General features: G+C 60.6%; 26 protein-coding genes. 2 read left to right on the forward strand and 24 right to left on the reverse strand.

What is annotated here, in order from left to right:
- Positions 1-34: 34 nt before the first annotated feature.
- The 17 genes from AB4O40_RS09995 to AB4O40_RS10075 all read right to left on the reverse strand — a co-directional run bounded on the left by AB4O40_RS09995 (position 35) and on the right by AB4O40_RS10075 (position 14,219).
- Complete coding sequence (locus tag AB4O40_RS09995) at positions 35-751, reverse strand: FadR/GntR family transcriptional regulator (RefSeq protein ID WP_056727210.1); 717 nt, start codon at positions 749-751, stop codon at positions 35-37.
- A gap of 140 nt (positions 752-891) precedes the next feature.
- Entirely contained in the window at positions 892-1,452 is a 561-nt protein-coding gene (locus AB4O40_RS10000; protein ID WP_460054726.1) for a DUF1285 domain-containing protein, read from the reverse strand.
- Between the two features lie 16 nt (positions 1,453-1,468).
- Complete coding sequence (locus AB4O40_RS10005; RefSeq protein WP_460054723.1) at positions 1,469-2,077, reverse strand: DUF4823 domain-containing protein; 609 nt, start codon at positions 2,075-2,077, stop codon at positions 1,469-1,471.
- Between the two features lie 168 nt (positions 2,078-2,245).
- Entirely contained in the window at positions 2,246-3,214 is a 969-nt protein-coding gene (locus AB4O40_RS10010) for a GTP 3',8-cyclase MoaA (protein WP_409078927.1), read from the reverse strand.
- 137 nt (positions 3,215-3,351) lie between these two features.
- On the reverse strand, positions 3,352-3,990 hold the full coding sequence (locus AB4O40_RS10015) for a TetR/AcrR family transcriptional regulator (protein ID WP_007977040.1): 639 nt from the start codon (positions 3,988-3,990) through the stop codon (positions 3,352-3,354).
- A 342-nt stretch (positions 3,991-4,332) separates the two neighbouring features.
- Positions 4,333-5,118 carry a TatD family hydrolase gene (locus AB4O40_RS10020; protein ID WP_460054720.1) on the reverse strand — a complete coding sequence of 262 codons (786 nt, stop codon included), beginning with the start codon at positions 5,116-5,118 and terminating at the stop codon, positions 4,333-4,335.
- A gap of 72 nt (positions 5,119-5,190) precedes the next feature.
- Positions 5,191-6,177, reverse strand: a complete 987-nt coding sequence (locus AB4O40_RS10025; protein WP_056727215.1) for a DNA polymerase III subunit delta' — start codon at positions 6,175-6,177, stop codon at positions 5,191-5,193.
- Complete coding sequence (tmk, locus tag AB4O40_RS10030; protein WP_056727216.1) at positions 6,170-6,802, reverse strand: dTMP kinase; 633 nt, start codon at positions 6,800-6,802, stop codon at positions 6,170-6,172. The genes AB4O40_RS10025 and tmk overlap by 8 nt, the downstream gene beginning before the upstream one ends.
- Positions 6,803-6,821: 19 nt before the next feature.
- Positions 6,822-8,054 (reverse strand): endolytic transglycosylase MltG, encoded by a 1,233-nt coding sequence (mltG, locus tag AB4O40_RS10035; protein WP_056727217.1) that lies wholly within the window; start codon positions 8,052-8,054, stop codon positions 6,822-6,824.
- A gap of 3 nt (positions 8,055-8,057) precedes the next feature.
- Complete coding sequence (gene pabC / locus AB4O40_RS10040) at positions 8,058-8,873, reverse strand: aminodeoxychorismate lyase (RefSeq protein ID WP_223541066.1); 816 nt, start codon at positions 8,871-8,873, stop codon at positions 8,058-8,060.
- Positions 8,873-10,117 carry a beta-ketoacyl-ACP synthase II gene (gene fabF / locus AB4O40_RS10045; RefSeq protein WP_056727219.1) on the reverse strand — a complete coding sequence of 415 codons (1,245 nt, stop codon included), beginning with the start codon at positions 10,115-10,117 and terminating at the stop codon, positions 8,873-8,875. The genes pabC and fabF overlap by 1 nt, the downstream gene beginning before the upstream one ends.
- Positions 10,118-10,226: 109 nt before the next feature.
- Entirely contained in the window at positions 10,227-10,463 is a 237-nt protein-coding gene (acpP, locus tag AB4O40_RS10050) for an acyl carrier protein (RefSeq protein ID WP_003175607.1), read from the reverse strand.
- Between the two features lie 196 nt (positions 10,464-10,659).
- The gene (gene fabG / locus AB4O40_RS10055) at positions 10,660-11,400 is read right to left on the reverse strand and encodes a 3-oxoacyl-ACP reductase FabG (protein ID WP_007987168.1); all 741 of its coding nucleotides are present in this window, start codon (positions 11,398-11,400) and stop codon (positions 10,660-10,662) included.
- Positions 11,401-11,416: 16 nt separating this feature from the next.
- A complete protein-coding gene (gene fabD, locus AB4O40_RS10060) occupies positions 11,417-12,355 on the reverse strand; it encodes an ACP S-malonyltransferase (RefSeq protein WP_008050436.1) in 939 nt (312 codons plus the stop codon).
- A gap of 125 nt (positions 12,356-12,480) precedes the next feature.
- Positions 12,481-13,491, reverse strand: a complete 1,011-nt coding sequence (gene plsX / locus AB4O40_RS10065) for a phosphate acyltransferase PlsX (protein WP_460054712.1) — start codon at positions 13,489-13,491, stop codon at positions 12,481-12,483.
- Between the two features lie 4 nt (positions 13,492-13,495).
- A complete protein-coding gene (gene rpmF, locus AB4O40_RS10070; RefSeq protein WP_003179396.1) occupies positions 13,496-13,678 on the reverse strand; it encodes a 50S ribosomal protein L32 in 183 nt (60 codons plus the stop codon).
- 13 nt (positions 13,679-13,691) lie between these two features.
- Positions 13,692-14,219, reverse strand: coding sequence for a YceD family protein (locus AB4O40_RS10075; protein WP_008050439.1), 528 nt, complete (start codon positions 14,217-14,219; stop codon positions 13,692-13,694).
- A 105-nt stretch (positions 14,220-14,324) separates the two neighbouring features.
- Here AB4O40_RS10075 and AB4O40_RS10080 point away from each other — a divergent pair, with 105 nt between their 5' ends.
- Entirely contained in the window at positions 14,325-14,903 is a 579-nt protein-coding gene (locus AB4O40_RS10080; protein ID WP_223541065.1) for a Maf family protein, read from the forward strand.
- An 86-nt stretch (positions 14,904-14,989) separates the two neighbouring features.
- Here the strand turns inward: AB4O40_RS10080 and AB4O40_RS10085 are convergent, their stop codons facing one another.
- Genes AB4O40_RS10085 through rluC form a run of 3 tightly spaced genes read right to left on the reverse strand, consistent with a single transcriptional unit; the run spans position 14,990 to position 17,615 of the window.
- Positions 14,990-15,979 carry a S49 family peptidase gene (locus tag AB4O40_RS10085; RefSeq protein WP_223541064.1) on the reverse strand — a complete coding sequence of 330 codons (990 nt, stop codon included), beginning with the start codon at positions 15,977-15,979 and terminating at the stop codon, positions 14,990-14,992.
- A 24-nt stretch (positions 15,980-16,003) separates the two neighbouring features.
- Positions 16,004-16,666, reverse strand: a complete 663-nt coding sequence (locus tag AB4O40_RS10090; protein WP_056727224.1) for an HAD-IA family hydrolase — start codon at positions 16,664-16,666, stop codon at positions 16,004-16,006.
- The gene (rluC, locus tag AB4O40_RS10095) at positions 16,653-17,615 is read right to left on the reverse strand and encodes a 23S rRNA pseudouridine(955/2504/2580) synthase RluC (RefSeq protein WP_056727225.1); all 963 of its coding nucleotides are present in this window, start codon (positions 17,613-17,615) and stop codon (positions 16,653-16,655) included. Before rluC ends, AB4O40_RS10090 begins: the two co-directional genes overlap by 14 nt.
- A gap of 702 nt (positions 17,616-18,317) precedes the next feature.
- On the opposite strand from rluC, the gene rne reads away from it, so the two are divergent.
- The gene (gene rne, locus AB4O40_RS10100; protein WP_460054707.1) at positions 18,318-21,548 is read left to right on the forward strand and encodes a ribonuclease E; all 3,231 of its coding nucleotides are present in this window, start codon (positions 18,318-18,320) and stop codon (positions 21,546-21,548) included.
- 139 nt (positions 21,549-21,687) lie between these two features.
- Here the strand turns inward: rne and AB4O40_RS10105 are convergent, their stop codons facing one another.
- The 4 genes from AB4O40_RS10105 to AB4O40_RS10120 are packed head-to-tail and all read right to left on the reverse strand — an operon-like array spanning position 21,688 to position 26,046.
- Complete coding sequence (locus AB4O40_RS10105; RefSeq protein ID WP_409078930.1) at positions 21,688-22,278, reverse strand: nucleotidyltransferase family protein; 591 nt, start codon at positions 22,276-22,278, stop codon at positions 21,688-21,690.
- Entirely contained in the window at positions 22,275-23,258 is a 984-nt protein-coding gene (locus tag AB4O40_RS10110) for an XdhC family protein (protein ID WP_409078931.1), read from the reverse strand. The genes AB4O40_RS10105 and AB4O40_RS10110 overlap by 4 nt, the downstream gene beginning before the upstream one ends.
- Entirely contained in the window at positions 23,258-25,579 is a 2,322-nt protein-coding gene (locus tag AB4O40_RS10115) for a xanthine dehydrogenase family protein molybdopterin-binding subunit (protein ID WP_460154709.1), read from the reverse strand. Before AB4O40_RS10115 ends, AB4O40_RS10110 begins: the two co-directional genes overlap by 1 nt.
- On the reverse strand, positions 25,576-26,046 hold the full coding sequence (locus tag AB4O40_RS10120) for a (2Fe-2S)-binding protein (RefSeq protein WP_223541060.1): 471 nt from the start codon (positions 26,044-26,046) through the stop codon (positions 25,576-25,578). The genes AB4O40_RS10115 and AB4O40_RS10120 overlap by 4 nt, the downstream gene beginning before the upstream one ends.
- Between the last annotated feature and the right edge of the window lie 53 nt (positions 26,047-26,099).

Raw genomic sequence — 26,099 nt, forward strand, 5'->3', positions numbered from 1 at the left:
CATTGTTCTTGTTTTTATGTGGGGATTTTCGTTGTCAGCTGGCCTTTTTATCCGCCATGACTTGCGGGTAGTAACGCTTGATCGCCAAGTCCGCGTTGTCGATCAGGGTCATGCAGGCCCAGACACCCCGGGCGGTATCCCGGGCCGCGATAGCCTCGGCCAGGTCCCGGTGAATCGGCAGGGTGCGACGCAGTTCATCCGGGTCGGCGGCGGACACTTCAAAGGCCACCGCCAGCAACGCACCGAGGGCGGGAACCATTTGTTCGATGAATTGGTTGTGGCTGGCGGCGAGGATGCACTCGTGGAAGAACTGGTCGGCACGGTTGTAATCGATGCCGCTGTCCACCGCCCGTTCCAGCGCATTGCAGGCCAACAGGATCGCGTTCACCTGTTCGCCGGTTGCGCGCTCGCAGGCCCAGCGCACGGCCATCGGTTCGATGGTGCGGCGCAGGTCGAGCAGATCGTCGACGAAGTTTTCCGGCAAGCCGCTGCGCGACAGCCAGCCGACGACTTGTGGATCGAAGAGGTTCCAGCGCCGCACCGGCAAAACCCGCGTGCCGACTTTCGGCCCGACCTCGAGCATGCCTTTGGCAACCAGGGTCTTGATGGCTTCACGGATGACCGTGCGGCTCACGCCGAGTTGTTCGCCGAGGTCGGCTTCGACCTTGAGTGACTCACCCGGCTTGACCTGCCCCGTGGCGAGCCAGCAACCCAACCAGTCAACCGTCGATGCATGAAAGCTGCTGGACATGGACACCTCAAAGCCGTACGTGATGGAAGCTCACGCTAATCATCATACGATTGGATGTCAAATAAAAAAGATCGCAGCCTGCGGCAGCTCCTACAGGAGTCCACATTCCCCTGTAGGAGCTGCCGCAGGCTGCGATCTTTTCAAGGCTCAAGCCCGATGGGGAAGAACTCGCCGCCACTCCATACACCGAGCCAGCGCTGGCCGTCGATCTCGCGACTCACCGCCAGCTCCACCAATTGATAGAACACGTTGCGATGGATCAAGGCTTCAAGATTGCTACGCACATGCACGTAAGGGGCCGGCTCTTGCGTTACCGGGTCGATGACCACACGCATCGGATGATCGGCGCCGGCCTCGGTGGTTTCATCGACGTTGGTGGTAAAGCGCAACAGCTGCGCCTCGCCCTCGCCTTCCACGTCCACTGCAATCGCCACGAACGGCGCATCGTCGACCTTGATGCCGACCTTTTCCACCGGAGTGATCAGGAAATAATCATCGCCGTCGCGGCGAATGATGGTGGAGAACAGTTTGACCATCGGCTTGCGCCCGATCGGCGTGCCCAGGTAATACCAGGTGCCGTCCCGGGCGATGCGCATGTCGATGTCGCCACAGAAATCGGGATTCCACAGGTGCACCGGCGGCAAGCCTTTGGTCTTGGGGATTTGCCCCAGCAGGTCGTTGGCTTTTTGCGGGCCACTCATGGCGTTCTCCTCGGGATTACTGGTCACTGAGCCCCAGCAGGCTGCGCGCGTATTGCTCCAGCGGCGGGCCCATCAGGTCTTCGGGTTTTTTATCGTGGAACGTCAGTAAACCGCCACGACTCTTGATGGTTGCAGTATCAATCAAATACTGGGTGCTGGTCTCGATCAACATGATCTGAATCATACCGCTGTCGATGCCGAGACGATCCAGAGCTTCCTGGTCCAGCCACTCGTCCGAGTTGCCGATACGGTCGTCAGACTGGGCAAACCGGGTGTAAAGCAGATAGTGCGCACCGGCGGCACGGGCCTCGCCCATGGCCTGGTCGAGGCCTTCCGGCGTGCGGGCACGGCGGACCATCGGAAAGTATTCGACGAAGCCATCGAACGCGACTTCGGCAATCACATTGGGCCGCGGGTAAACGGTGCTGCCCGGCGGCATGAAAGCGCCCTGGGCGATGTAGACGAACGAGTCCGGCTGAATGCGCAGGTTGTTTACACGACGGCTGTCACTGTGGTCGAGCAACCCCGCATCGCTCATATGGTAACGAGTCCCTTCGGCCATATCGCTGACGTTCATGCAGCCACCAAGTGCCAAAACGGCCAGCAGCAAAACCAGGCTACGCATCCTATCCTCCAGAGGCCGGTGTCGGAAAACCGGCGAATGGCCGTAGGATGCAGCTTTTGCGCCAGCTCATTCACATCAGCATCTGACAGACCGAATCGCGAGCAAGCTCGCTCCCACAGATGATATGCGATCCCCTGTGGGAGCGAGCTTGCTCGCGATTGCGAAGGATCAACCGCCGATAATCTTCATGACAGTCGCACCACCGGAGAACGCCACTTCCTGCTTGTCCCCCAAGGCTTTCACCAGCAGCCGCTGCAAGGCCGGCAGCGCCTGATGGCGCGGCTTGTCCAGCAGATCGCCGATGTAATGGCGATTGCTCGACGACAGGCAGCCATGCAGCCACCCGGTGGAAGATAAACGAAGGCGCGAGCAAGTACGGCAGAACGGCACACTTTCGTTGGCGATCACGCCGAAATGGCCTTGCCCCGGAATTTCATAGCGCACCGCTGTCGCATCGACGGGCGCGTCGGCTTGCAGATATTCGTAGCGCTCGCCGATCAGGCTCAGCAATTGCTGGAGGCTGACGAACTGTTGCAAAAAGGCATTGGAGTCGTTGGCCAGATGGCCCATGCGCATCAGCTCGATAAAGCGCAGTTCATAACCGCGCTCCAGGCAGTAGTCGAGCAGCGGCATCACTTGATCGAGGTTCTGTCCGCGCAGCGGCACCATGTTGACCTTGATCTTCATGCCGGCCGCACTGGCCTCGTTCATGCCGTCGAGCACGGTGGCCAGGTCGCCGCCCCGGGCAATGCCGCGGAACGCACTGGCGTCGAGGGTATCGAGGGAAACGTTGAGGCGCCGAATGCCGGCGTTCACCAGCAGCGGCAGTTTCTTCGCCAGCAACTGGCCATTGGTGGTCAGGCTGATGTCTTCCAGGCCCATCTGTCCGACCGCCGTCATGAACGCTTCGAGTTTCGGGCTGACCAGCGGCTCGCCGCCGGTAATGCGCAGACGCTCGATGCCCGCTGCATCAATCAGATAAGCCACGCCGCGCGCCATGGCTTCGGCCGACAATTCATCCTGCGCAGCCACCAGCCGCTTGCCATTGGGCACGCAGTAGGTACAGGCGTAATTGCAGGCTGAGGTCAGACTGATTCGCAAGTTGCGAAAACGCCTGCCTTGACGGTCAACGATCATGGTCACTCCGGCGGAAGAATATCGGGCCGCTAAAACTTGACTCAGAAATCAAGTTTTAGCAAGTCCTCTACCTGAGTATATTCCTGCGGTACTGCGCCATGTAGCGAAATCATGGCGCAATAAAGCAACTGAATGGCTCAGCTGCCGGAAGTGTCGGTGTCACGCTTGCGCTTGTTGCCCATGCGCACGCCGATGTCCATCAGGAACTGGAAGAAACCTTCCTGATCTTCCAGCACATTGCTCCAGAACGGCGAGTGATACAGCGCGACGGCACCGTGCACCAGCGCCCAGGACGCGCAGTAGTGGAAGTAAGGCGGCACGTCTTCCAGCTTGCCTTCGCTGATCCGCCCCTTGATCAGCAGGGTCAGGCGTTCGAAGTTCGAGGCACGGATCTTGTGCAGCTCCTCGATCATCTCCGGCACCTGGTTGCCCTTGACCACTTTCTCTTCGAGGCGGTCGAACAGGCGATAGCGTTGTGGATCGCGCATGCGGAATTCGAAGTAGGCCCGGGACAGGGCTTCCTTGTCCTTGTCGACATCGGCCGAATGCAGAAGAGCGTTCAAATCGCGCTCGTAGTCGAGCATCAGGCGCAGATAGATTTCCGCCTTGGATTTGAAGTGCTTGTAGATCGTGCCTTTACCGATACCGACGGCATCAGCAATCATCTCGACGGTGACACTGTCTTCACCTTGTTCGAGGAACAGCTTGAGCGCGGTATCGAGAATTTCCTGCTCGCGGCGACGGAATTCACGGACCTTACGAGGTTCTTTATGCATAAGAAAAGGTCTGTCGGGGTCAAAATTCGAAGCCGCGTATTATGCCTAACTTGCGCAAAAATGCACGGATCATCCGACCATATCTGCGCTTTCTGGTCATTCCGCGTACGTTTACAGGGTGATGAGAACTCTTCCGAAGCGCACGTATTCCAAATTTGTTTAAAAACCCGTGCCGCTAAACTGGACGAGGCGCAATCCTGATCAATACTTGAACTGTCGGCGGGGCATCTCCCCCAAGTGTCACGCCGATATTGGTACCAACGGACCGCGTGCCATTGTTTTACTCCTAATGGTCTTAACCCGGATTCACCCCCCAGAACCCGGGTTTTTTTTGCCTGCGATTTAACCTTTTACGTGTGCCAGCGGGAACAGTCGCTTGAAATTCGCCGTGGTTTGCTCGGCAAACCGCTCGTAGGGCTCACCACGCAACATTGCCAGAAATTCCGCAACTTCACGCACGTACTGCGGCAGGTTTGGCTTGCCGCGATAGGGAATCGGCGCCAGGTACGGCGAGTCGGTTTCCACCAGCAATCGCTCGGCCGGCACCTTGCTGGCCACATCGCGCAACGCATCGGCATTGCGAAAAGTGACAATCCCGGACAGGGAAATGTAATAGCCCATGTCCAGCGCGGCCTTCGCCATCTCCCAGTCTTCGGTAAAGCAATGCAATACGCCCGCCTGGGGCAGCGCTGCTTCACGCAGCAAGTCCAGGGTATCGGCGCGGGCGCCACGGGTGTGGATGATCACCGGTTTGCCGGTCTGTTGCGCCGCTTGCAGATGCAGTCGGAAGGACTCCTGCTGCAACTCTGCCGCTTCCGGTTCGTAGTGATAGTCCAGGCCGGTTTCGCCGATCGCCACCACCCGCGGGTGATTGAGTTCCTGCAACAGCCAGTCCAGCGCCGGCGCGGCACCCGGCTGCACATCCAGCGGGTGTACGCCCACCGAGCAGTCGACGTCGTCATAACGTTCGGCCAGGGCCTTGACGTCGGCCGCGTTGTCCGCGGTGACACCGATACACAGAAAGTGCCCTACCCCGCGCTGCCGGGCTGCATCAAGGGCAGCATCCAGGGAGCCGTCGTGGGTGGTCAGGTCGAGGCGATCAAGGTGACAATGGGAATCTACGAGCATAAGGGGCTGCAACTTGTATCGAATGGGTGGGACGGTCGGATGTACCGATACTCAGAGTTTAGGCGCAGACGGTCATCGCTGGGCAGGCAACGACGCCCATTGCACCAGCAATGCCTCCAGCAGCAAGGCCGGATTGAGGTTGGCCTTGCTCAGGACTTTCTGCCGCTGGGCGAGGATCCAGTCCTGGATATCGAGGACTTTGCCCTGGGCGCTTTTCTGCGCCAGGTATTGCACGACCTTGCGCATGTCGGTCAGGCCGAGGCCGGCTTCGTCCTGGGTCAACTGATAGCGCAGGATCAGGCTCGACCAATCGCAGAACCAGTCGAACAGGCGCAACATCGGAATGTTTTTCCATTCTTCGGCCAGTTGCGTCGGCGACTGCTGTTGCTTGAGGAGTTTTTTCACCCCTTCCACCACGTGCGCGCGCTGTTCACGCACGCCCTGCCCCTGGAGGTTGACCGCCGCCAGCGGCGAACCGGCGGCCAGCGTGAGCAGTTCGACGCGCTCGTCTTCGGAACACTCCGGCAGCGCCTGGGCCAGCCATTTCAAACTCATGGCCTCGCCCGGTAGCGGACAGGCCTGCTGCACGCAGCGACTCTTGATGGTTGGCAACAAGCGGCTCGGCTGATGGCTGACCAGCAACAGGACGGTATCGCCGGACGGTTCTTCAAGGCTTTTGAGCAAGGCGTTGGCGGCGTTGATGTTCATCGACTCGACCGGCTCGATCAGCACCACCTTGCGCCCGCCCAACTGCGCGGTCTGCACCACGAAACCGACCAGGTCGCGAACCTGGTCGACCTTGATCGCCTTGTCGGCTTCTTCGGGCTCCAGGATGTAGTTATCCGGGTGGCTGCCAGCCTTGAGCAGCAGGCATGATTTGCATTCGCCACAGGCCTCCAGTGCGTTCGGGCGCTGGCACAGCAAGCTGGCCATCAAGCGCTCGGCCAGTGCCCGCTTGCCGATCCCCGCCGGGCCATGCAGCAGGTAGGCGTGCGCATGCTGGGCGCGACCGGCCAGTTGCTGCCAGAGGGCTTCCTGCCACGGGTAGGCCTCAGCCACGGTTCAACTCCAGCAGGCGCGGCAGCAAGGCATCCAGCGATTGCTGGACCTTTGCCAACGGCTGGGCAGCATCGACCAGCACATAACGCGCCGGATCCGCCTTGGCGCGCTCGAGAAAGGCACTGCGCACGGCATCGAAAAAGGTCCGGCCTTCAAGCTCGAAGCGATCCAGACGACCACGAGCGCTGGCGCGGGCCAGGCCGACCTCGACAGGCAGATCGAAAATCAGTGTCAGGTCCGGGCGCAGATCGCCCTGGACGAAGGCTTCCAGGGTCGCGATGCGTTCCAGCGACAAGCCCCGACCGCCACCCTGGTAGGCGTATGTCGAATCGGTGAAACGATCACACAAGACCACGGCACCGCGAGCCAGCGCCGGGCGAATCACCTCGGCCAGGTGCTGGGCACGCGCCGCGAACACCAGCAGCAGCTCGGTGTCCGGGTTCATGACTTCATCGACCGGAGCCAGCAGCACGTCACGGATGCGCTCGGCCAACGGCGTGCCACCCGGCTCGCGGGTCAGCACCACCTCGATGCCGGCGGCGCGCAGGCGCTCGGCCAGGTATTCGCGATTGGTGCTCTTGCCGGCGCCTTCGGGGCCTTCCAGAGTAATAAACAAGCCGGTCACAGGCAGTCCTTAGTCAGAGTCATTGCGAGCTTTTCGGTGCGTTGGCATCGAGTTCGGGCGTTTCGGGGGTTGGCGCAGGTTCTTGCGCCGGCACTTGCGGCAGCGCCTCGGGAGCCGTATTCGGTGAAGCGGCCGGAATCGGTGTTTGTTCCTGCGAAGCCTTGGCCTCCTGCGTACCGTTTTGTTCAGTATCGGTCGGCGATGTCTCTGGCGTGGCAGTGGGTGCCGGGCTGGAGCGGTAATCGGCGCGACGCTTGATCTGGAACTCCTTCACGGCATTGTTGTGGGCATCCAGGTCGTCGGAGAACACGTGAGTGCCATCACCACGCGCCACGAAGTAAAGGCTGTTGCCCTCCACCGGATTGAGTGCCGCATGGATGGCTTCGCGACCGACCATGGAAATCGGGGTCGGCGGCAGGCCCGCATTCATGTAGGTGTTATAGGGCGTCGATTCCTTGAGGTGAGCCCGGGTCAGCTTGCCGCTGTAGCGGTCGCCGAGGCCGTAGATCACTGTCGGATCGGTCTGCAGCAGCATGCCTATCGCCATGCGGCGCACAAACACGCCGGCAATCTGTCCGCGTTCCTGTGGCACACCGGTTTCCTTTTCCACCAGCGAAGCCATGATCAGCGCCTGGTAGGGTTCGGTGTACGGCGTATCTGCAGCGCGCTTCTCCCACTCCTTGGCGAGCACTTCATCGAGGCGGTCGTAAGCGGTTTTCAGCACCTCGACATCGGACATGCCCCTTACGTAACGATAAGTGTCAGGGAAGAAGCGCCCTTCCGGAAAAATCCCGGTGTGGCCGAGCTTGTCCATGACCTGGCTATCGCTCAAACCGTCGAGGCTATGATCGAGTTTTTCTTCCTTGGCCAGCGCTGCGCGGACCTGACGAAAATTCCAGCCTTCGACCAGGGTCAGGCTGTATTGAACCATTTCCCCGCGTTTCCACAGATCGATCAGGCCTTCGACGGTCATGCCAGGTTGAATGCGGTATTCCCCGCTGTGCAGAGGTTGTTTGGCCAGGTTGAAGCGCCAATACACCCGCAGCCAGAATGCGTCCTTGATGACGCCATTGGCTTCGAGTCGGTAGAAGGTGCGGGTCGGCGTGGTGCCCTTGGGCACATCCAGCAATTGTTCCTGGGCAATGTTCAGCGGCTGTACCAGCGCCGAATGAATCTTCCAGGCAGAAGCACCCATCAGCAGCCCCGCCAGAACCACTCCGGTTTCCAGCAGCAGCAAGAGTTTACGTCTCACGTATCAAGCATCCAGTAGCACACGGGCAATGGTTTGGAGTTTACGGGTGAGCGGCCCAACCGGCCAGTGAAGAGCAGCATAGGCGCGCACCGGCCAGATACCATACACGCTGTTGCAGACAAAGACTTCGTCAGCCCATTGCAGCTGCTCGAGGGGGATATCGGTGATTTGCGTGGGGATTCCCAGCGACTTGGCCTGAAACAATATTTCGGCACGCATCACGCCTGCCACGCCGCAGCGCTTGAGGTCGGCAGTGATGAGCACGCCATCACGCACCAGGAACAAGTTGCTGAACACGCCTTCAATCACGCGCCCGGCCTGATCGAGCATCAAGCCTTCGGCATGCTCGCTGTCCTGCCATTCGGCACGGGCGAGGACTTGCTCAAGACGATTCAGGTGCTTGAGGCCGGCCAGTAATGGCTGCCTGGACAATCGCGTGACGCAGGGAAACAGACGAACACCCTGCTCACCGTGGACCCCAGGGTAAGCCGCCGGTGGATTGCCTTGCAGAATGCGTCGGGCCTGGGCCGAAGGATCCGGGGCGTAACCGCGCAGTCCGTCGCCACGGGTGAGAATGAGTTTGAGCACCCCGTCACCCAGTGCCGCGGCGTAGGCCAACAGTTCGCTGCGGATCAGCTCATGCTCGGCGGTTATCGCCAGGCGTGAGCAGCCATCCGCCAGACGCGACAGATGCCGGTCCAGCAACACGGGCTGACCACTGCGCACGGCGATGGTCTCGAACAGACCATCGCCATAAGCCAGGCCGCGATCCTTCAGCGACAAAGCGTCAGCCGGCTGACCGTCGACCCAGCTGTCCATCAGCCTGCGAACCGGCGGAACACCAGCGAGCCGTTGGTGCCACCAAAACCGAAGGAGTTGGAAACGACCACATCGATATCCATGTTGCGCGCCGTGTGCGGCACGAAATCGAGGTCGCAGCCTTCATCCGGCTCATCGAGGTTAATGGTCGGCGGCGCCACCTGGCCGTTGATCGCCAGCACGCTGAAGATCGCCTCGACCGCGCCCGCCGCCCCCAGCAGGTGGCCGGTCATGGACTTGGTGGAACTGACGGCCAGCTTGTAGGCGTGCTCGCCGAACACCGACTTGATCGCATTGACTTCGGCCAGGTCGCCTGCCGGAGTCGAGGTGCCGTGGGCGTTGATGTACTGCACTTGATCGCCATTGATTTTGGCATCGCGCAGTGCATTGGTGATGCAGCGCGCAGCACCCGCGCCATCAGCTGGCGGCGAGGTCATGTGGTAAGCGTCGCCACTGGTGCCGAAGCCGATCAGCTCGGCATAGATGGTCGCGCCGCGGGCCTTGGCGTGCTCGAGTTCTTCCAATACCAGCGCGCCGGCACCATTGGACAATACAAAGCCATCGCGGCCCTTGTCCCATGGACGGCTGGCGCGGGTCGGCTCATCGTTGCGGGTCGACAGCGCGCGGGAGGCACCGAAGCCGCCCATGCCCAGACCGCAGGCCGCCATCTCGGCGCCGCCGGCAATCATCACGTCGGCTTCGTCGTACATGATGTTGCGGGCCGCCATGCCAATGCAGTGGGTACCGGTGGTACAGGCCGTGGCGATGGCGTAGTTGGGTCCCTGTGCACCGAGGTGGATGGACAGGAAACCGGAAATCATATTGATGATCGAGCCTGGCACGAAGAACGGAGAGATCCGTCGCGGGCCGGTCTCGTGCAGCGTGCGGGCGGTTTCTTCGATATTGGTCAGACCGCCAATACCCGAGCCCATGGCCACGCCGATACGCTCACGGTTGGCGTCGGTGACTTCCAGACCGGAATTGCGTACCGCCTGAAAACCTGCGGCCAGACCGTACTGAATGAACAGGTCGAGCTTGCGGGCTTCCTTGACCGAGAGGTATTCCTCGACATTGAAGTCCTTTACCGAGCCGCCAAAACGGGTGGAATAGGCAGAAAGGTCGGCGTGTTCGATCAGACCAATGCCACTACGGCCAGCCAGAATGCCCTGCCAGCTGCTCGGCACATCCGTGCCCAGTGGCGACAACATACCCATACCGGTGACTACGACGCGTCTACGCGACACAGCACTCTCCTTTTTTCAAATGACGACTTTGCATCAGGCCTAAAGAAAAAACCGCACGCCTTGATGGCAGTGCGGTTTTTCCATGACAGCGAGCAACGATTACAAACTATTACGCCTGGTGGCTAGTAACGTAGTCGATTGCAGCTTGTACAGTAGTGATCTTCTCGGCTTCTTCGTCAGGGATTTCGGTCTCGAATTCCTCTTCCAGAGCCATCACCAGCTCAACGGTGTCAAGGGAGTCGGCACCCAGGTCTTCAACGAAGGAAGCAGTGTTGACCACTTCTTCTTCTTTAACGCCCAGTTGCTCAGCAACGATTTTCTTGACGCGCTCTTCGATGGTGCTCATACCTTGTTTTCACTCCTAATGGACAAATTCAGGCAGCTGGCCAGTGGGTAAGTGTATAGAAAGACTTTTCAGCTTTTCAACTGAAAGCTTCACTCCTCGTACCCGGTGACCCTCTGCCTATAAATAGATTGCAGCTTTATAACGGATTTTAGACAGCTCGTATGACATTTTTTTGAAGCAATCCGTCACATTTGAATTACATGTACATCCCGCCGTTCACCGGGATTGTAGCTCCGGTAACGTAAGCCGCACCGTCCGACGCAAGAAAAGCGACCACGGACGCGATCTCTTGAGCCTGCCCCAGACGACCCAGCGGAATCTGCGTCTGCAAGGCTTCACGCTGTGCCTCGGGCAGTTCACGGGTCATATCGGTATCGATGAACCCAGGGGCCACCGAGTTTACCGTAATCGAACGCGAACCGACTTCACGCGCCAGAGCACGGCTGAAACCTTCCAGGCCGGCCTTGGCGGCAGCGTAGTTTACTTGGCCTGCGTTGCCCATGGCACCCACAACCGAGCCAATACTGATAATTCGGCCCCAACGAGCTTTGGTCATGCCGCGCAAAACGCCCTTGGACAGGCGGAACAGACTGTTCAGATTGGTATCGACAACGTCGTGCCACTCGTCGTCTTTCATGCGCATCATCAGGTTATCGCGGGTGATACCGGCATTATTGACCAGAATTGCCGGCGCACCGAACTGCTCCTGAATGCTCGCCAGAACACTTGCCACGGACTCGTCGCTGGTGACATTGAGTTCCAGGCCTGTGCCCTGGATACCGTTTTCCTTCAGGGTCGCGGCGATGCGCTCAGCACCCGACGCGGAGGTCGCGGTACCCACAACGATAGCGCCCTGACGCCCCAGTTCCAGGGCGATGGCCTGGCCTATGCCACGGCTTGCACCGGTGACCAGTGCAACTTTACCTTGCAGACTCATGCAAGCTTCTCCTGATTCAGGCCAACGCTGCACGGGCGGCAGCGAAAGCGTCTGGGGTATTGAGGTTGGATGTCGACACGCCTTCGGCGCAACGTTTGTTCAGACCGGCGAGCACTTTGCCCGGGCCACACTCGACCAGGTTGGTCGCGCCTTTGGCGGCCAGCGCCTGGACCGATTCAACCCAGCGTACTGGCTTGTACAGTTGTTCGAGCAGATCGCGCTTGAGGGTTTCCAGATCGGCCGGCACCTGGGCACTGACGTTCTGTACCACGGGAATCTGCGGCGCCTGCCAGTCGATCGCAGCGATCGATTCGGCGAAACGTTCGGCAGCCGGACGCATCAGCTCGCAGTGCGACGGCACACTGACCGGCAGCGGCATGGCGCGCTTGGCACCACGCGCCTTGCAGCCTTCGATGGCGCGCTCGACGGCAGCCTTGGCACCGGCGATGACCACCTGGCCCGGCGAGTTGAAATTGACCGCGCTGACCACTTCGCCTTGCGCCGCTTCGGCACAGGCTGCCAGTACGTCGGCATCGTCCAGGCCCAGGATAGCGGCCATGCCGCCCTGCCCAGCCGGAACGGCTTCCTGCATCAACTGGCCACGACGCTCGACGAGTTTCACCGCGTCGCCCAGGCTCAGGCTGCCTGCCGCGACCAGCGCGCTGTATTCACCCAGGCTGTGCCCGGCAACGTAGGCCGGGCGTGCGCCACCTTCAGCCAGCCACAGACGCCACAAGGCGATAGAGGCGGTCAGAATGGCCGGCTGGGTTTTATCGGTTTGATTGAGTTGCTCTTCCGGCCCTTGCTGGGTCAGTGCCCACAGGTCGTAACCCAGTGCATCGGAAGCTTCTTTGAATGTTTCAAGGACAACCGGATGTTGCGCGCCCAGCTCGGCCAGCATGCCGAGGGACTGCGAACCCTGTCCTGGAAAGACGAATGCGAGGGAAGCAGACATGTAACAAGCCCCTAATGATCTTGTCGTCGGAGAGTTGGCGCCCCACTTCGGGGACGCAAGAAACTGACAGTTGGATGGCCCATCGAACCAAGCGGTCACATTTAAGCATTGTCCGACGAAAACGCCTAAAGCAACAAATCCTCCAGACGACCGTGCAGGCGCTCGGGAAGATTCTCCTGAATCTCGATCAAGGCGCGCTCAATGGCACTCTGAAACCCATGGACCCCTGCAGAACCGTGGCTTTTCACCACAATACCCTGCAAGCCGAGAAAGCTCGCGCCGTTGTGTCGGGCAGGCGCCAGATCGGCCTGCAGGCGCTTCATCAAGGGCAGCGCCAGTGCGCCAACCACGCGAGAGGCCACGTTCTTCCTGAACAACGCCTCGATGCGCCCGGCAATCATGGTCGCCAGACCTTCGCTGGACTTGAGCAGGATGTTGCCGACAAAACCGTCACACACCACCACATCCGCTTCGCCACGGTACAAACCGTCGCCCTCGATAAAGCCGATGTAATTGATGCCACGGGCGCCTTGCAACAAAGTCGCTGCCAACTTGACCTGTTGATTGCCCTTGATGTCTTCGGTGCCGATGTTCAGCAACGCCACCCGAGGACGCGCGATACCCAGGGTCTCAGCCGCAACCGAGCCCATGACCGCAAACTGCAGCAGATGCTCGGCACTGCAATCGACGTTGGCGCCCAGGTCGAGCAATTGGCAGTAACCCTTTTGTGTCGGAATCGCCGCCACCATGGCCGGGCGGTCAATGCCCGGCAGGGTCTTGAGCACGAACCGCGACAACGCCATCAGCGCACCGGTATTGCCGGCACTGACACAGGCCTGGACCTTGCCGTCACGCAACAACTCAAGCGCCACGCGCATCGACGAGTCGGGTTTGCCACGCAGGGCCTGGGCCGGCTTCTCGTCCATTGTGATGACTTCGCTCGCCGGGGCAATCGACAGGCGCGCGCGATCCACAGCCGGATGGCCAGCGATCAATTCTTCAAGAAGGGAGGGTTGACCGACGAGGGTCAGGTGCAGCGAGGGCGTAGCAGACAGGCAAGCAAGGCTGGCCTGGACAATGCTGCGGGGACCGAAGTCCCCGCCCATTGCGTCAATCGCGATGACTTGAGCGGACAAGTGATTACTCGTCAGCGCCCTTGTCGATCACTTTACGGCCACGGTATACGCCTTCTGGCGATACGTGGTGACGCAGGTGAACTTCACCGGTGGTTTTTTCTACAGACAGGGTGCTAGCCTCGAGAGCGTCGTGCGAACGGCGCATGTCACGGGCAGAGCGGGATTTTTTGTTCTGCTGAACAGCCATAATTGATTAACTCCTAAACGTTTGGGTCACGCTTTAACTGCGCCAATACACTGAACGGGTTGGACCGCGTTACCTCGTCCTCGCTCGGTTCGGGCTCATCGAGACCCGCCGGCTGCTGGCATTCTTCCGGATGATGAGCAGGCACAATGGGCAAGGCGAGCAGAAGCTCCTCCTCGATCAGTGACTGCAGATCCAAAGGATCTTCGCCCAGTTCCAGCACGTCATAACCTTTCGGCAACGACTGGGTATTCGCACCCTCCTTCACCACAGCGTAACTGCATTCGCTGTGGATCGGCAGGGTGACCAGCTCAAGACAACGCTGGCAAACCATTTTGACCTCAGTGTCGATAAAGCTGTGGATGACCACAGATTTACGTTCATCTCGTTCAAAAACGAATTTAGCCTGCACCGTACCGACATTGTCGGAAAGCGGGTCGCAGAGTCTCTCCAAATCGGCCAGCAGCATTTCACCTTGAAGGGTGGTGCCACGATCAGCCAATTTGCGCGGGTCAACGTGAGGTGGAATCGGGTCATTCAACATAGGCGCAGCATTATAGGGATGCCCCCGCCCATGTCAAAGGAAATTCAGCCCTGTCCGTCACTTGGAAGCCTCGCTAGAATTCGCACACGCCTTATGGAGTTGCGCATGCTGCCTTTATTACTCGCTTCCAGCTCGGCCTATCGCCGGGAATTGCTGACCCGCCTGCAGCTGCCTTTCACTTGCAGCTCGCCGGATATCGATGAAAGCCATCGCCCGGGCGAGTCCGCCATCGAGCTGGTCAAGCGCCTCGCCGAAGAGAAAGCGCGCGCCCTGGCCGACAGCCATACCGCTCATCTGATAATCGGCTCCGACCAGGTCGCCGTGCTGGGAGAGCGGATTATCGGCAAGCCTCACACCTTCGAAAAGGCCCACGAACAACTGCTGGCCGCCAGCGGTGCCAGCGTGACGTTCCTGACCGGCCTGGCCCTGCTCAACAGCCAGACCGGGTACTGCCAGGTCGATTGCGTGCCGTTCACCGTACACATGCGCACACTCGACGCAACCCGCATCGAACGCTACCTGCACGCAGAGCAACCCTACGACTGCGCAGGCAGCTTCAAGGCCGAAGGCCTGGGGGTCAGCCTGTTTCGCAGCACCGAGGGCCCTGACGCCACCAGCCTGATCGGCCTGCCACTGATTCGCCTGATCGACATGTTGCTGGCCGAAGGCGTGCAAATCCCCTGAAAGCAAAAGATCGCAGCCTGCGGCAGCCCCCACACGAATTAGCGTAGGAGCTGCCGCAGGCTGCGATCTTTTGACCCAAGGCCGGATCAGCGCAACGACGGACCGTTAAAGCCCATCCACATCGCCAAATGCTCAGCCACGCTGGCACCGAGTTTTTTCGAGAAGCGATCGAATGGCGACTCCTGAACGGTGAAGTCCACCAGCTCTTTCTCGCCGATCACATCCCGTGCAACCGAACTGGCATTGCCCAACCCATCGATCAACCCCAGCGGCAACGCCTGCTCACCGGACCAGACCAGGCCGGAGAACAGCTCCGGATGCTCCTTGTCCTTCAGGCGATCGCCACGCCCCTGCTTGACGCTGCTGATGAACTGCTTGTGGGTCGTATCGAGCACGCCCTGCCAGAAAACGGTTTCTTCCGGCTTCTGCGGCTGGAACGGATCGAGGAACGACTTGTGCTCGCCAGAGGTGTAGGTGCGCCGCTCGACGCCCAGCTTCTCCATGGTGCCGACAAAACCATAACCGGCTGCCGTCACACCGATGGAGCCGACCAGGCTCGCCTTGTCGGCGTAGATCTGATCTGCCGCGCTGGCGATGTAGTAAGCGCCGGAAGCCCCCAGATCGGAAATGACCGCATAGAGTTTGATATCCGGGTGCAGGCCACGCAGACGACGGATCTCGTCATAGACATAACCCGACTGCACCGGACTGCCGCCCGGGCTGTTGATGCGCAGGATGACGCCCTTGACTTTCTTGTCCTCGAAAGCCGCGCGCAGGCTGCCAACGATATTGTCTGCGCTGGCCGATTCCTTGTCGGCAATCATGCCCGTCACATCAATCAGCGCCGTGTAATTGGCACTGAGGGTAGCGGCCTTCTCCATATCCATCAGTGGCGAAAACAGGGCAATTGCGCCGAACAGATACACAAAAGTCAGTAATTTGAAGAATATCCCCCAGCGACGGGACCGGCGCTGCTCCTGCACGCCAGCCAGCAGCGTTTTTTCCAGCAGCTTCCAGCTCTTGTCGTCACCGCTCTCTGCGCTCGCCTTGGCGGGCGCCTTCCATTCGTCGGCCATGCCATCCACCCCAAAAACAACCGGTTAAGCCCGCTGACTCAGCCAGGCATGCAATTCTGAAAAACGGTCGATGGCCAGTCGCGGCTCATACAACTTCAACGCATCGATCGATTGAGCACCATAACTGACGGCCACCGAACCCATGCCGGCGTTGCGTGCCATCTGCAAATCGAAGGACGAATCACCGACCATCAACGCCTGCTCCGGGCGAACCTCGCAATGGGCGAGGATCTGCTCGAGCATCAGCGGATGGGGCTTGCTGGCGGTCTCGTCGGCGGCGCGAGTGATATCGAAGTAGTTCTCCCAGCCATGGGACTTCAACACCCGATCCAGCCCGCGACGGGCCTTGCCGGTCGCCACAGCCAGATGATAGCCCTCGGCACGAAACGCCTCGAGCGATTCGACCACACCCTCGAACAGCGGCGAAGGCACAGCCTCCGACGCAATGTAATGCTCGGCATAGTGCTCGCGGAACGCGATCAGCCCGGCATCGTCGATTTCGGGGTACAGGGTGCGGATCGCTTCCGGCAAGCCCAGGCCGATGATCCCCTTGACGGCCAGATCATCGCGCAGCTCAAAACCGGAACGCCGGGAGGCAACGTGCATCGCCTCGACAATTCGGCCAATGGAGTCGGCCAGGGTGCCGTCCCAATCAAAGATCAGCAGTTTGTAATCAGATGGGCGCACTCAATCGCTCCACGGTTTTGGCCCACATATCGTCGACCGGCGCTTGCAGCTTCAGTTCGCCGCCATCGGGGAGCGGCACGGTCAACATGTAGGCGTGCAGGAACAGGCGCTTGCCGCCCAGATCACGGATTTCCTTACTGAAATCGTCATCGCCATACTTGGTGTCGCCGGCAATGCAGTGCCCGGCGTGCAACGTGTGGACACGGATCTGGTGAGTGCGGCCGGTGATCGGCCTGGCTTCAACCAGGGTGGCAAAGTCGCCAAAGCGACGCAGGACCTTGAACACGGTCACAGACTCCTTGCCCTCCTCCTCGTCGACCTCGACCATACGCTCACCGGAGCGCAGATTGCTCTTGCCGAGCGCCGCTCGGACTTGCTTGATCGAGGACGCCCAGTTACCGCGAACCAGCGCCATATAGCGCTTATCAACGCCATCACCGCGCAAGGCTGTGTGCAGGTGACGCAGCATGCTGCGTTTCTTGGCGATCATCAGCAAGCCGGAGGTGTCGCGGTCAAGACGATGAACCAGTTCGAGCTCCTTGCAATCGGGACGCAACTGACGAAAGGCTTCGATGACACCGTAATTCAAGCCGCTGCCGCCGTGAACGGCGATGCCGCAAGGCTTGTTGATCACGATCAGCGCCTTGTCTTCGAAGACAATCGAGGCTTCGAGCCGCTGCAGCAGGCCTTGTGCCAGCGGTACCGGCTCGTCGCGCTCGGGCACGCGAACCGGCGGCACGCGCACGATATCGCCCGCCTGCAGCTTGTACTCGGGCTTGATCCGACCCTTGTTCACGCGCACTTCGCCCTTGCGCAAAATGCGGTAAATCAAGGTCTTGGGCACGCCTTTGAGTCGGGCGAGAAGGAAATTATCAATGCGCTGGCCGGCATATTCCGGCGAGACCTCAAGCAGTTGTACGCCTGGAGTCGGGGGGGTAGTCGTCGTCATGGCGCGGATGATAACAATTTTTTATGGAATTGAAGCACTTAATCATTGCTGCTATAGTCGCGAACGCCGCCAAAAGCGGCCTGGACAGCGGACCAACGGTCAAAAACCGGCCCTGACCAACGCAATTCACCAGGACGCGAGGCCGTCCTACGGGGCTTTCGCTACGTAACGGTGGAGTTTGCAGGTGTAACGAGCGCAGGTGACATGAGGCCTGAATCACGCCACAAAGCAGAGTTTTCCACTCGTTTTGCGAGCCATATTCACGGCCAGTTCACAAAGTGCAGTCAGCTGCGAATGACCCCGAGCGAAGGCATCGGAAACAACGCCTAAATTAGCCATGATGCGTGACCTCCCCTTTCGGAGCTCACGGTAAATGCCAACCCGCTGCGGATTCTGCGCGCGGCAGCACCCGAATTATCAGGGATACGTGTAGGGTGGAGATGCACAACCGCCGGACTGTGTAGCAACAGGCTTTCTCAAGACGCTTCATCTCGTCCACAGCCGCTGGTTGATTCCTCCTCCTGACTGAGTGCTTAAGTAGCCACAGCAAGCAGGACGCGTACGTCGCGATGAAGGCCCACATTGGCCGGACTTCGCTGGACACGGGAAATGGCCAACCACTCCCGACGCACCTGACACCGACCGTGAGAAGTCGTGTGTGCCGAACGCCGTTTCCGGCAGCCCGGAAACCGACGGTACTACATGAAAAGAATGCTGATTAACGCAACTCAACCCGAAGAGTTGCGTGTTGCACTGGTAGATGGCCAGCGCCTCTACGACCTGGACATCGAATCCGGTGCACGCGAGCAGAAGAAGGCCAACATCTATAAAGGCCGGATTACTCGCATCGAACCAAGCCTCGAGGCTGCCTTTGTCGATTTCGGCTCTGAGCGCCACGGCTTCCTGCCCCTCAAAGAAATCTCCCGCGAATACTTCAAGAAAGCCCCTGAAGGTCGCGTCAACATCAAGGACGTCCTGAGCGAAGGCCAGGAAGTCATCGTTCAGGTCGAAAAAGAAGAGCGTGGCAACAAGGGCGCCGCCCTGACCACCTTCATCAGCCTGGCCGGTCGTTACCTGGTGCTGATGCCGAACAACCCGCGTGCCGGCGGTATCTCCCGTCGCATCGAAGGCGAAGAGCGCAACGAACTGCGTGAAGCCCTGAACGGCCTGGTTGCCCCGGCCGACATGGGCCTGATCGTGCGCACTGCCGGCCTGGGCCGCAGCAGCGAAGAAATGCAGTGGGACCTCGACTACCTGCTGCAACTCTGGACCGCCATCAAGGAAGCTTCGCTGGACCGCGCCGCGCCGTTCCTGATCTACCAGGAAAGCAACGTGATCATCCGCGCGATCCGTGACTACCTGCGCCAGGACATCGGCGAAGTGCTGATCGACAGCGTTGAAGCCCAGGACGAAGCCCTGACCTTCATCCGCCAGGTGATGCCGCAGTACGCCAGCAAGATCAAGCTGTACGAAGACAGCGTTCCGTTGTTCAACCGTTTCCAGATCGAAAGCCAGATCGAAACCGCTTTCCAGCGCGTTGTCGAACTGCCTTCCGGCGGTTCCATCGTTATCGATCCGACCGAAGCCCTGGTGTCCATCGACATCAACTCGGCGCGCGCCACCAAAGGCAGCGACATCGAAGAAACCGCACTGCAAACCAACCTTGAAGCGGCCGAGGAAATCGCCCGTCAGTTGCGCCTGCGCGACATCGGCGGCCTGATCGTCATCGACTTCATCGACATGACCCCTGCCAAGAACCAGCGCGCCGTGGAAGAGAAAGTCCGCGAATGCCTGGAAGCCGACCGCGCTCGCGTACAAGTCGGTCGCATCTCGCGCTTCGGCCTGCTGGAAATGTCCCGTCAGCGCCTGCGTCCGTCCCTGGGCGAAAGCAGCGGCATCGTCTGCCCGCGCTGCAACGGCACCGGCATCATCCGTGACGTTGAATCGCTGTCCCTGGCGATCCTGCGCCTGATCGAAGAAGAAGCCCTGAAAGACCGTACCGCCGAAGTTCGTGCACAAGTGCCGATCCCGGTGGCCGCGTTCCTGCTCAACGAAAAACGCAACTCGATCACCAAGATCGAACTGCGCACCCGTGCCCGTATCGTCATCCTGCCGAACGATCACCTCGAAACGCCGCATTTCGAAGTGCAGCGCCTGCGTGATGACAGCCCGGAAGCCGCGACCAACCAGTCCAGCTACGAAATCGCCGCTGCCGCTGCCGAAGTCGAAGAAGTCCAGCCAGCCGCTGCGACCCGCACCCTGGTTCGCCAGGAAGCCGCGGTCAAGACGGCCCCGGCCCGCGCCAACGCTCCGGTTCCGACCGAAGTGGCCGCTCCAGCCCCTGCTCCGGTTGCAGTGCCTGAGCCAAGCCTGTTCAAAGGCCTGGTGAAGTCGCTGGTGAGCCTGTTCGCCACCAAGGAAGAGCCTGTTGCTCCGGCCGTGGTTGAAAAGCCTGCGACCACCGAGCGTCCAGCCCGCAACGAAGAGCGCCGCAACGGTCGCCAGCAGAGCCGCAACCGTAACGGTCGCCGCGATGAAGAGCGCAAGCCTCGTGAAGAACGTGCACCGCGTGAAGAGCGCGCACCACGTGAGCCGCGTGAAGAACGTCAGCCACGTGAAGTGCGTGAACCTCGCGAGACCCGCGAAGAAACGCCAGCAGTAGCCCGCGAAGAACGCGCACCACGCGCGCCTCGTGAAGAACGTGCACCGCGCGCTCCGCGTGAAGATCGCAAGCCGCGTGGCGAGCGTGAAGAACGCGTTCGTGAACTGCGCGAGCCTCTGGATGCCGCTCCGACTGCTCCGGCTGCTCCGGCCGCCGCTACAGCTGCTACCGCTGAAGAGCGTCCGGCTCGCCAGCCACGTGAAGAACGCGCTCCACGCCCACCGCGTGAAGAACGTCAGCCACGTGCCGAACAAGCTGCCGCAGCCGCAACTGAAGAAGAACTGGTCACCAACGAAGAGCAACTGCCGGAAGACGGTCAGGAAGGCGCCGAGGGCGATCGTCCACGCCGCCGCTCCCGTGGCCAGCGTCGTCGCAGCAACCGTCGCGAGCGTCAGCGTGACGCCAACGGCAACGTGATCGAAGGTTCGGAAGAGTCCGAATCCGGCGAAAACGCTGAAGCGCCAAGCACTGCCGACCTGGCCGCCGGCCTGGCTGTCACCGCAGCCGTTGCCAGCAGCGTGATCAGCGCTCCAGCCGAAGCTGAAGCCAATGTGCAAGCCGAACGCGCCACTGCCGCGACGCTCGAAGCAGCTCCGGTTGAAGCGCCAGTCGTTGAAGCGACCACTCCGGTCGAAGTCACCGCCTCGCCGGAAATCGAAGTAGCGCCAGCGCCGGAAGCTCAGCCAGCTGTTGAAGCGGCTGCCGAGCCAGCGCCAGTGGTAGAAGCTCCTTCCCAGGTTGCAGACGCGGTTGTTGAAACCGTGACTGAAACCGTGCGTGAAGTTCGCGAAGAGCAAACCGCATTCAACTGGGTTGCCGAGCCAGCCGTCGCTGAAGCCGCTGCACCAGCCGCTGAGACCCAAGTGGCTGAAGCCATGGTTTCCGAGCCGGTGGTTGCCGCCGCGGAACCGGCTCCAGCGCCGGTGATTGAAGCGCCAGTCGTTGAAGCGCCGGTCGTTGCCGAAGCACCCGCTCCGGTAGTCGAAGCCGCGCCTGCCAGCGCCCTGACGCCAAGTGGCCGTGCGCCTAACGACCCGCGTGAAGTGCGTCGTCGCAAGCGTGAAGCCGAGCGTCTGCAGAAGGAAGCTGAACTGGCTGCCGCTGCGGCTCCTGCTGAAGCGGCTGTCGCTGCCGAACCTGCACCGGCCGCCGAAGTGACTGCCGAGCCGGTTGAGTCGGTGATCCACGAAGCACCGCGCTCCGTTCAGGAAGCGGTAGAGCAACACGAGCAAGCCGAGGAAAAAGAACACGAGCCTAAACCTCTCGTCTGATTCCATCGGCCAATGAAAAGCCCCGCCTGGTGATCCAGGCGGGGCTTTTTATTTCAGTAAAGATCAAAAGATCGCAGCCTTCGGCAGCTCCTACAGATGATCGACGTAGGAGCTGCCGAAGGCTGCGATCTTTATGACTTCACTCAAAAACCAATTTCTGCGGCACATCCACATCCCACAAAACCCCGGGATCATTCACCGCAACCTCAACCACCCGCCCCTGGGCGAACAGCGGCTTGGCGCCGCGATCCCCCGATAGCGCCATCAACCCCGCCGCGAAGTCCCGTCCGAAGCCGACCGGATGCCCGTATACGCCGTCCTGCACGGGCACACTGATACAGTCATCGCCAATACCTGTCACCACCTGCTCGATACTGGATGGCAGAATGAACGGCATATCTCCCAGCACCATCAACCAGCCATCGAGCTGCTTGCAGGCAGCGACTCCCGCGGCAATGCTGTCGCCCATTCCCGTCGATTCGATCAGTACAATCTCGCAGCCATAGGCCTGGGCCATGCGAATCACTTGCGGGCGGTCAGCAGTGGTCACCAGTACGCGCTTGTCCAGCACCGCCGGCAGGTTGACCAACGTGTGCTCGATGACGGACCGCACCACGCCGTCACGCCCGGTGCAATCGGCCACCAATTTATCCTTTTCGGCACCCGCCACCTGGCGAAATCGACTGCCCTGCCCCGCCGCCAACACGATGACGCCAATGGACTTGCTCATACATCCTCCCGCAGGGTTTTCTTCTGCTTCAGTTCGATGCCGTTTTTGACCGCCACGATTTCCGCCATGAGCGACAAGGCAATTTCCGCCGGATTATGACTGCCGATGTGCAAACCGATCGGACCATGCAAGCGGTCAATCGCCGATTGCGACAACCCCAGTTGAGCCAGGTTTTCCCGGCGCTTCTGGCTGTTGACCCGCGATCCCAGCGCCCCGACGTAGAAAGCCCTGGAATCCAGGGCTGTGAGCAGCGCCATGTCGTCCAGACGCGGATCATGGGTCAAGGCCACGATGGCCGTGCGTTCATCGGTCTGGATGTTCAATACTGCCTCATCCGGCATGCCCGAAACGAATCGTCCGTGCTGCTCCTCCCAGCCGTAGACGAACTCGCTACGCGGATCGCAAATCAGCACCTCGAAATCCAGCAGCCGGGCCATTTCCGCCACATAGCGCGACAGCTGCCCCGCGCCGATCAGCAGCAAGCGCCAGCGCGGACCATAGATCGCTCGCAACGTCTGCCCGTCGAACATCAACACGTCAGCTTTACCGGCCGGCTGCAAAATCACTTTGCCGGTGGTCAGGTTCAGTTCACGGGCAACGATTTCATGGGTCTCGCATCGAGCGAGTAGTTGTTCGACCCAATCCCCATCGTCGATACGCTCCTCGGTCAAGCGCAAGGTGCCACCGCAGGGCAAGCCGAAACGTGCGGCTTCCTCGCGGGTCACGCCGTAGGTGATCAATTGCACCGGCGGCCCGTCAAGCGCGAGGCGCCCGTCGTGCAGCCGGGCAATCAAGTCATCTTCGACACACCCACCCGAGACCGAACCAATCACCATGCCGTCTTCGCGCAAGGCCAGCATGGCGCCGGGTGCCCGGGGCGCTGTGCCCCAGGTTTCGACCACGCTGTACAACACCACCCGCTGACCGGCGCGATGCCATTGCAACACGCTGCGCAGGACGTTCAGATCGGCGCTGTCCATCAGGCGTCGGCCTTCTGCCAACCCGACAGCTGATAACGAACCGGCAGATTGCGAATGCGTTTGCCAGTGGCAGCAAAGATCGCATTGCACAGGGCCGGCGCAATCGGTGGCACACCCGGTTCACCCACACCGCCCAACGGCACGTTGCCCGGCGGCGTCACCAGATGCACCGCCACTTCCTTCGGCGCCAGGGACATGCGCGCCACTTCGTACATATGGAAGTTATCCTGCTGGACCTTGCCGTCCTTGAAGCTGATCTCTCCCAGCACGGCATTACCCAGGCCCATAACGCAGGCGCCCTCGAACTGCGAGCGAATCCGTTCGGGGTTGATCTGCGGACCGCAATCCACCGCAATATCCGCCTTGTGCACGACCAAGGTGCCGTCGTCTTTGACTTCGACTTCGATCACCGCCGCCACATAGGTCACGAAGCTGTAATGCACCGCCAGGCCAAGGCCGCGCCCCTTGGGCAACTCACGCCCCCAACCGGCGGCTTTGGCGGCGGTCTCCAATACCGTGCGCAGGCGCGCGGTGTCGATCGGATAACGCTCGGGGGACTCGCCGTAGTTCCACTCTTCACTCAAGGTGCGCGGATCGATCTGACGGTCCGGGCCGAGCAATCTGATCTGGTACTTCAGCGGATCCTGCCCGGCCTTGTGCGCCAGTTCATCGATAAAACTCTGGATCGCGAAGCCATGGGGAATGTTCGACACCGAGCGATACCAACCCACCCGGGTATGCACCGTTGCCTCGGGGTTCTCCAGGCGAATGTTGGGAATCGCATACGCCATGTTGGTGAACCCCATGCCCAACTCGAACGCCGCCTCATGGTTCATGCCCGGCGCAAACAACGCAGTGATGCTCGGCGCCACCGTACGGTGCAACCAGCCGGACGGCAGGCCATCCTTGTTCAGGCTGGCCTTGAGATATTCGGCCGACACGGTGTGGAAGTAGGAACAGTGGATGTCGTCTTCACGAGTCCATTGCACCCGCACCGCTTTGCCGGGGAACTCCTTGGCGAGGATGGCGGCTTCGATGATGAAGTCAGGCTTGGACTTGCGCCCGAATCCGCCCCCGAGCAGGGTCACGTTGAACGTGACTTTGTCGAACGACAGGCCCAGGCGCTCGCCGATCCGCTCCCGGGTGACCTGCGGCGCCCGGCTCGGCCCCCAGGCTTCGCACGCACCGTCCTTGAACCGCGCAATGGCGACCATCGGCTCCATCGGCGACTGTGACAGATGCGGCAAGTAGTAGGAGGCTTCCAGGGTGCTATCGGCGCTGGCCATGGCCTCTTCGATGTTGCCGGCATTACGCACCACCTTGCCCGGCTTGAGCGAGGCAGCTTCGAGCTCCTTGCGGTAAGCAATCGAGTCGTAGCTGGCGTTGGGGCCGTCGTCCCACTCGATTTTCAGTGCCTCGCGGCCCTTGATCGCCGCCCAGGTATTGCTCGCCACCACGGCAATGCCGCCCAAGGGTTGGAACTCCGAAGGCAACGGACGGCTTTCGATCTGCAGCACCTTGACCACGCCGGGGACTTTCATCGCCGCGCTGCCATCGAAGCTTTTGACCTTGCCGCCATACACCGTCGGCCGCGCAATGGTCGCGTACAGCATGCCGTCGACATGCACGTCGGCGCCGTACACCGCACGACCGTTGACGATGTCTTCACCGTCGATGGCCTTGGTGCCTTCCTTGCCGATATATCGAAATTCCGAAGGTTGCTTGAGTCTCAGGCTGTCGCGCGCCGGCACGGCCAAAGCGCCAGCAGCGGCGGCCAGGGCTCCATAGCCCAGCTCACGACCCGACGGTTTATGGATGACTTTATGAAGTTGCGCATGGCACTCGCCGACGGACACTTTCCACTGGTCGGCGGCAGCCTGTTCCAGCATGGCCCGCGCAGCGGCACCGCAGCGACGCATCGGCTCGTACCAGTGACGCATGCTGCGCGAGCCGTCGGTGTCCTGGTTGCCGAAACGTACTTCATCGCCGGGGGCCTGCTGTACTTTGACCCTTGCCCAATCGGCCTCCAGTTCATCGGCCACCACCATGGTCAGGCTGGTGCGCACGCCCTGGCCCATCTCCGAGCGATTGCAGATCACGGTCACCGTGCCATCGGCGGCGATGCTCACATAGACTTTCGGATCGTCGACCCAACCGTGAGGCATGCCGTCGGCACCGAACTTTTTCTCTTTGTCCTCGGCAAAAGCGTCTTGCCAGCCCCAGCTCGCCGCCAAAACCAGCGCGCTGGTGGCGCCCACGCCTTTCAGAAAACCACGGCGACTAAGGTTGCTCAGGGCGAAATCATTCGGTAACCGGCTCATGCCTTGGCCTCCTTCAGGTGAGTGGAGGCCTGGCGGATCGCGGTCTTGATGCGATTGTAGGTGCCGCAGCGGCAGATGTTGCCGACCATGGCTTCCTCGATCTGCTCGTCGCTCGGGTTCGGATGGGTCTTGAGCAGCGCTGTCGCCGACATGATTTGCCCGCCCTGGCAGAAGCCACATTGGGCCACTGCCGTGTCGAGCCAGGCTTGCTGCACGACTTTGCCGATCGGGTCGGCGTGCAGGTTGTCGATGGTGCTGACATTCTGCCCGGCGACTGAACCGATGGGGGTGATGCAACTGCGTGCCGGAGCCCCTTCGATATGAATGGTGCAGGCGCCGCACAGGCCCATGCCGCAACCGAATTTGGTGCCGTTGTAACCGGCCACGTCGCGGATCGCCCAGAGCAACGGCATGTCCTCGGTGACGTCGAGTTGATGGTCTTGACCATTGAGTTTCAGGGTAATCATGGGCACGCCCGCATAGATCTTGAGTGATGGGGTCGAGCAATCTGCCGCTGGAT

This window comes from Pseudomonas sp. S2_F07, from assembly GCF_054668325.1.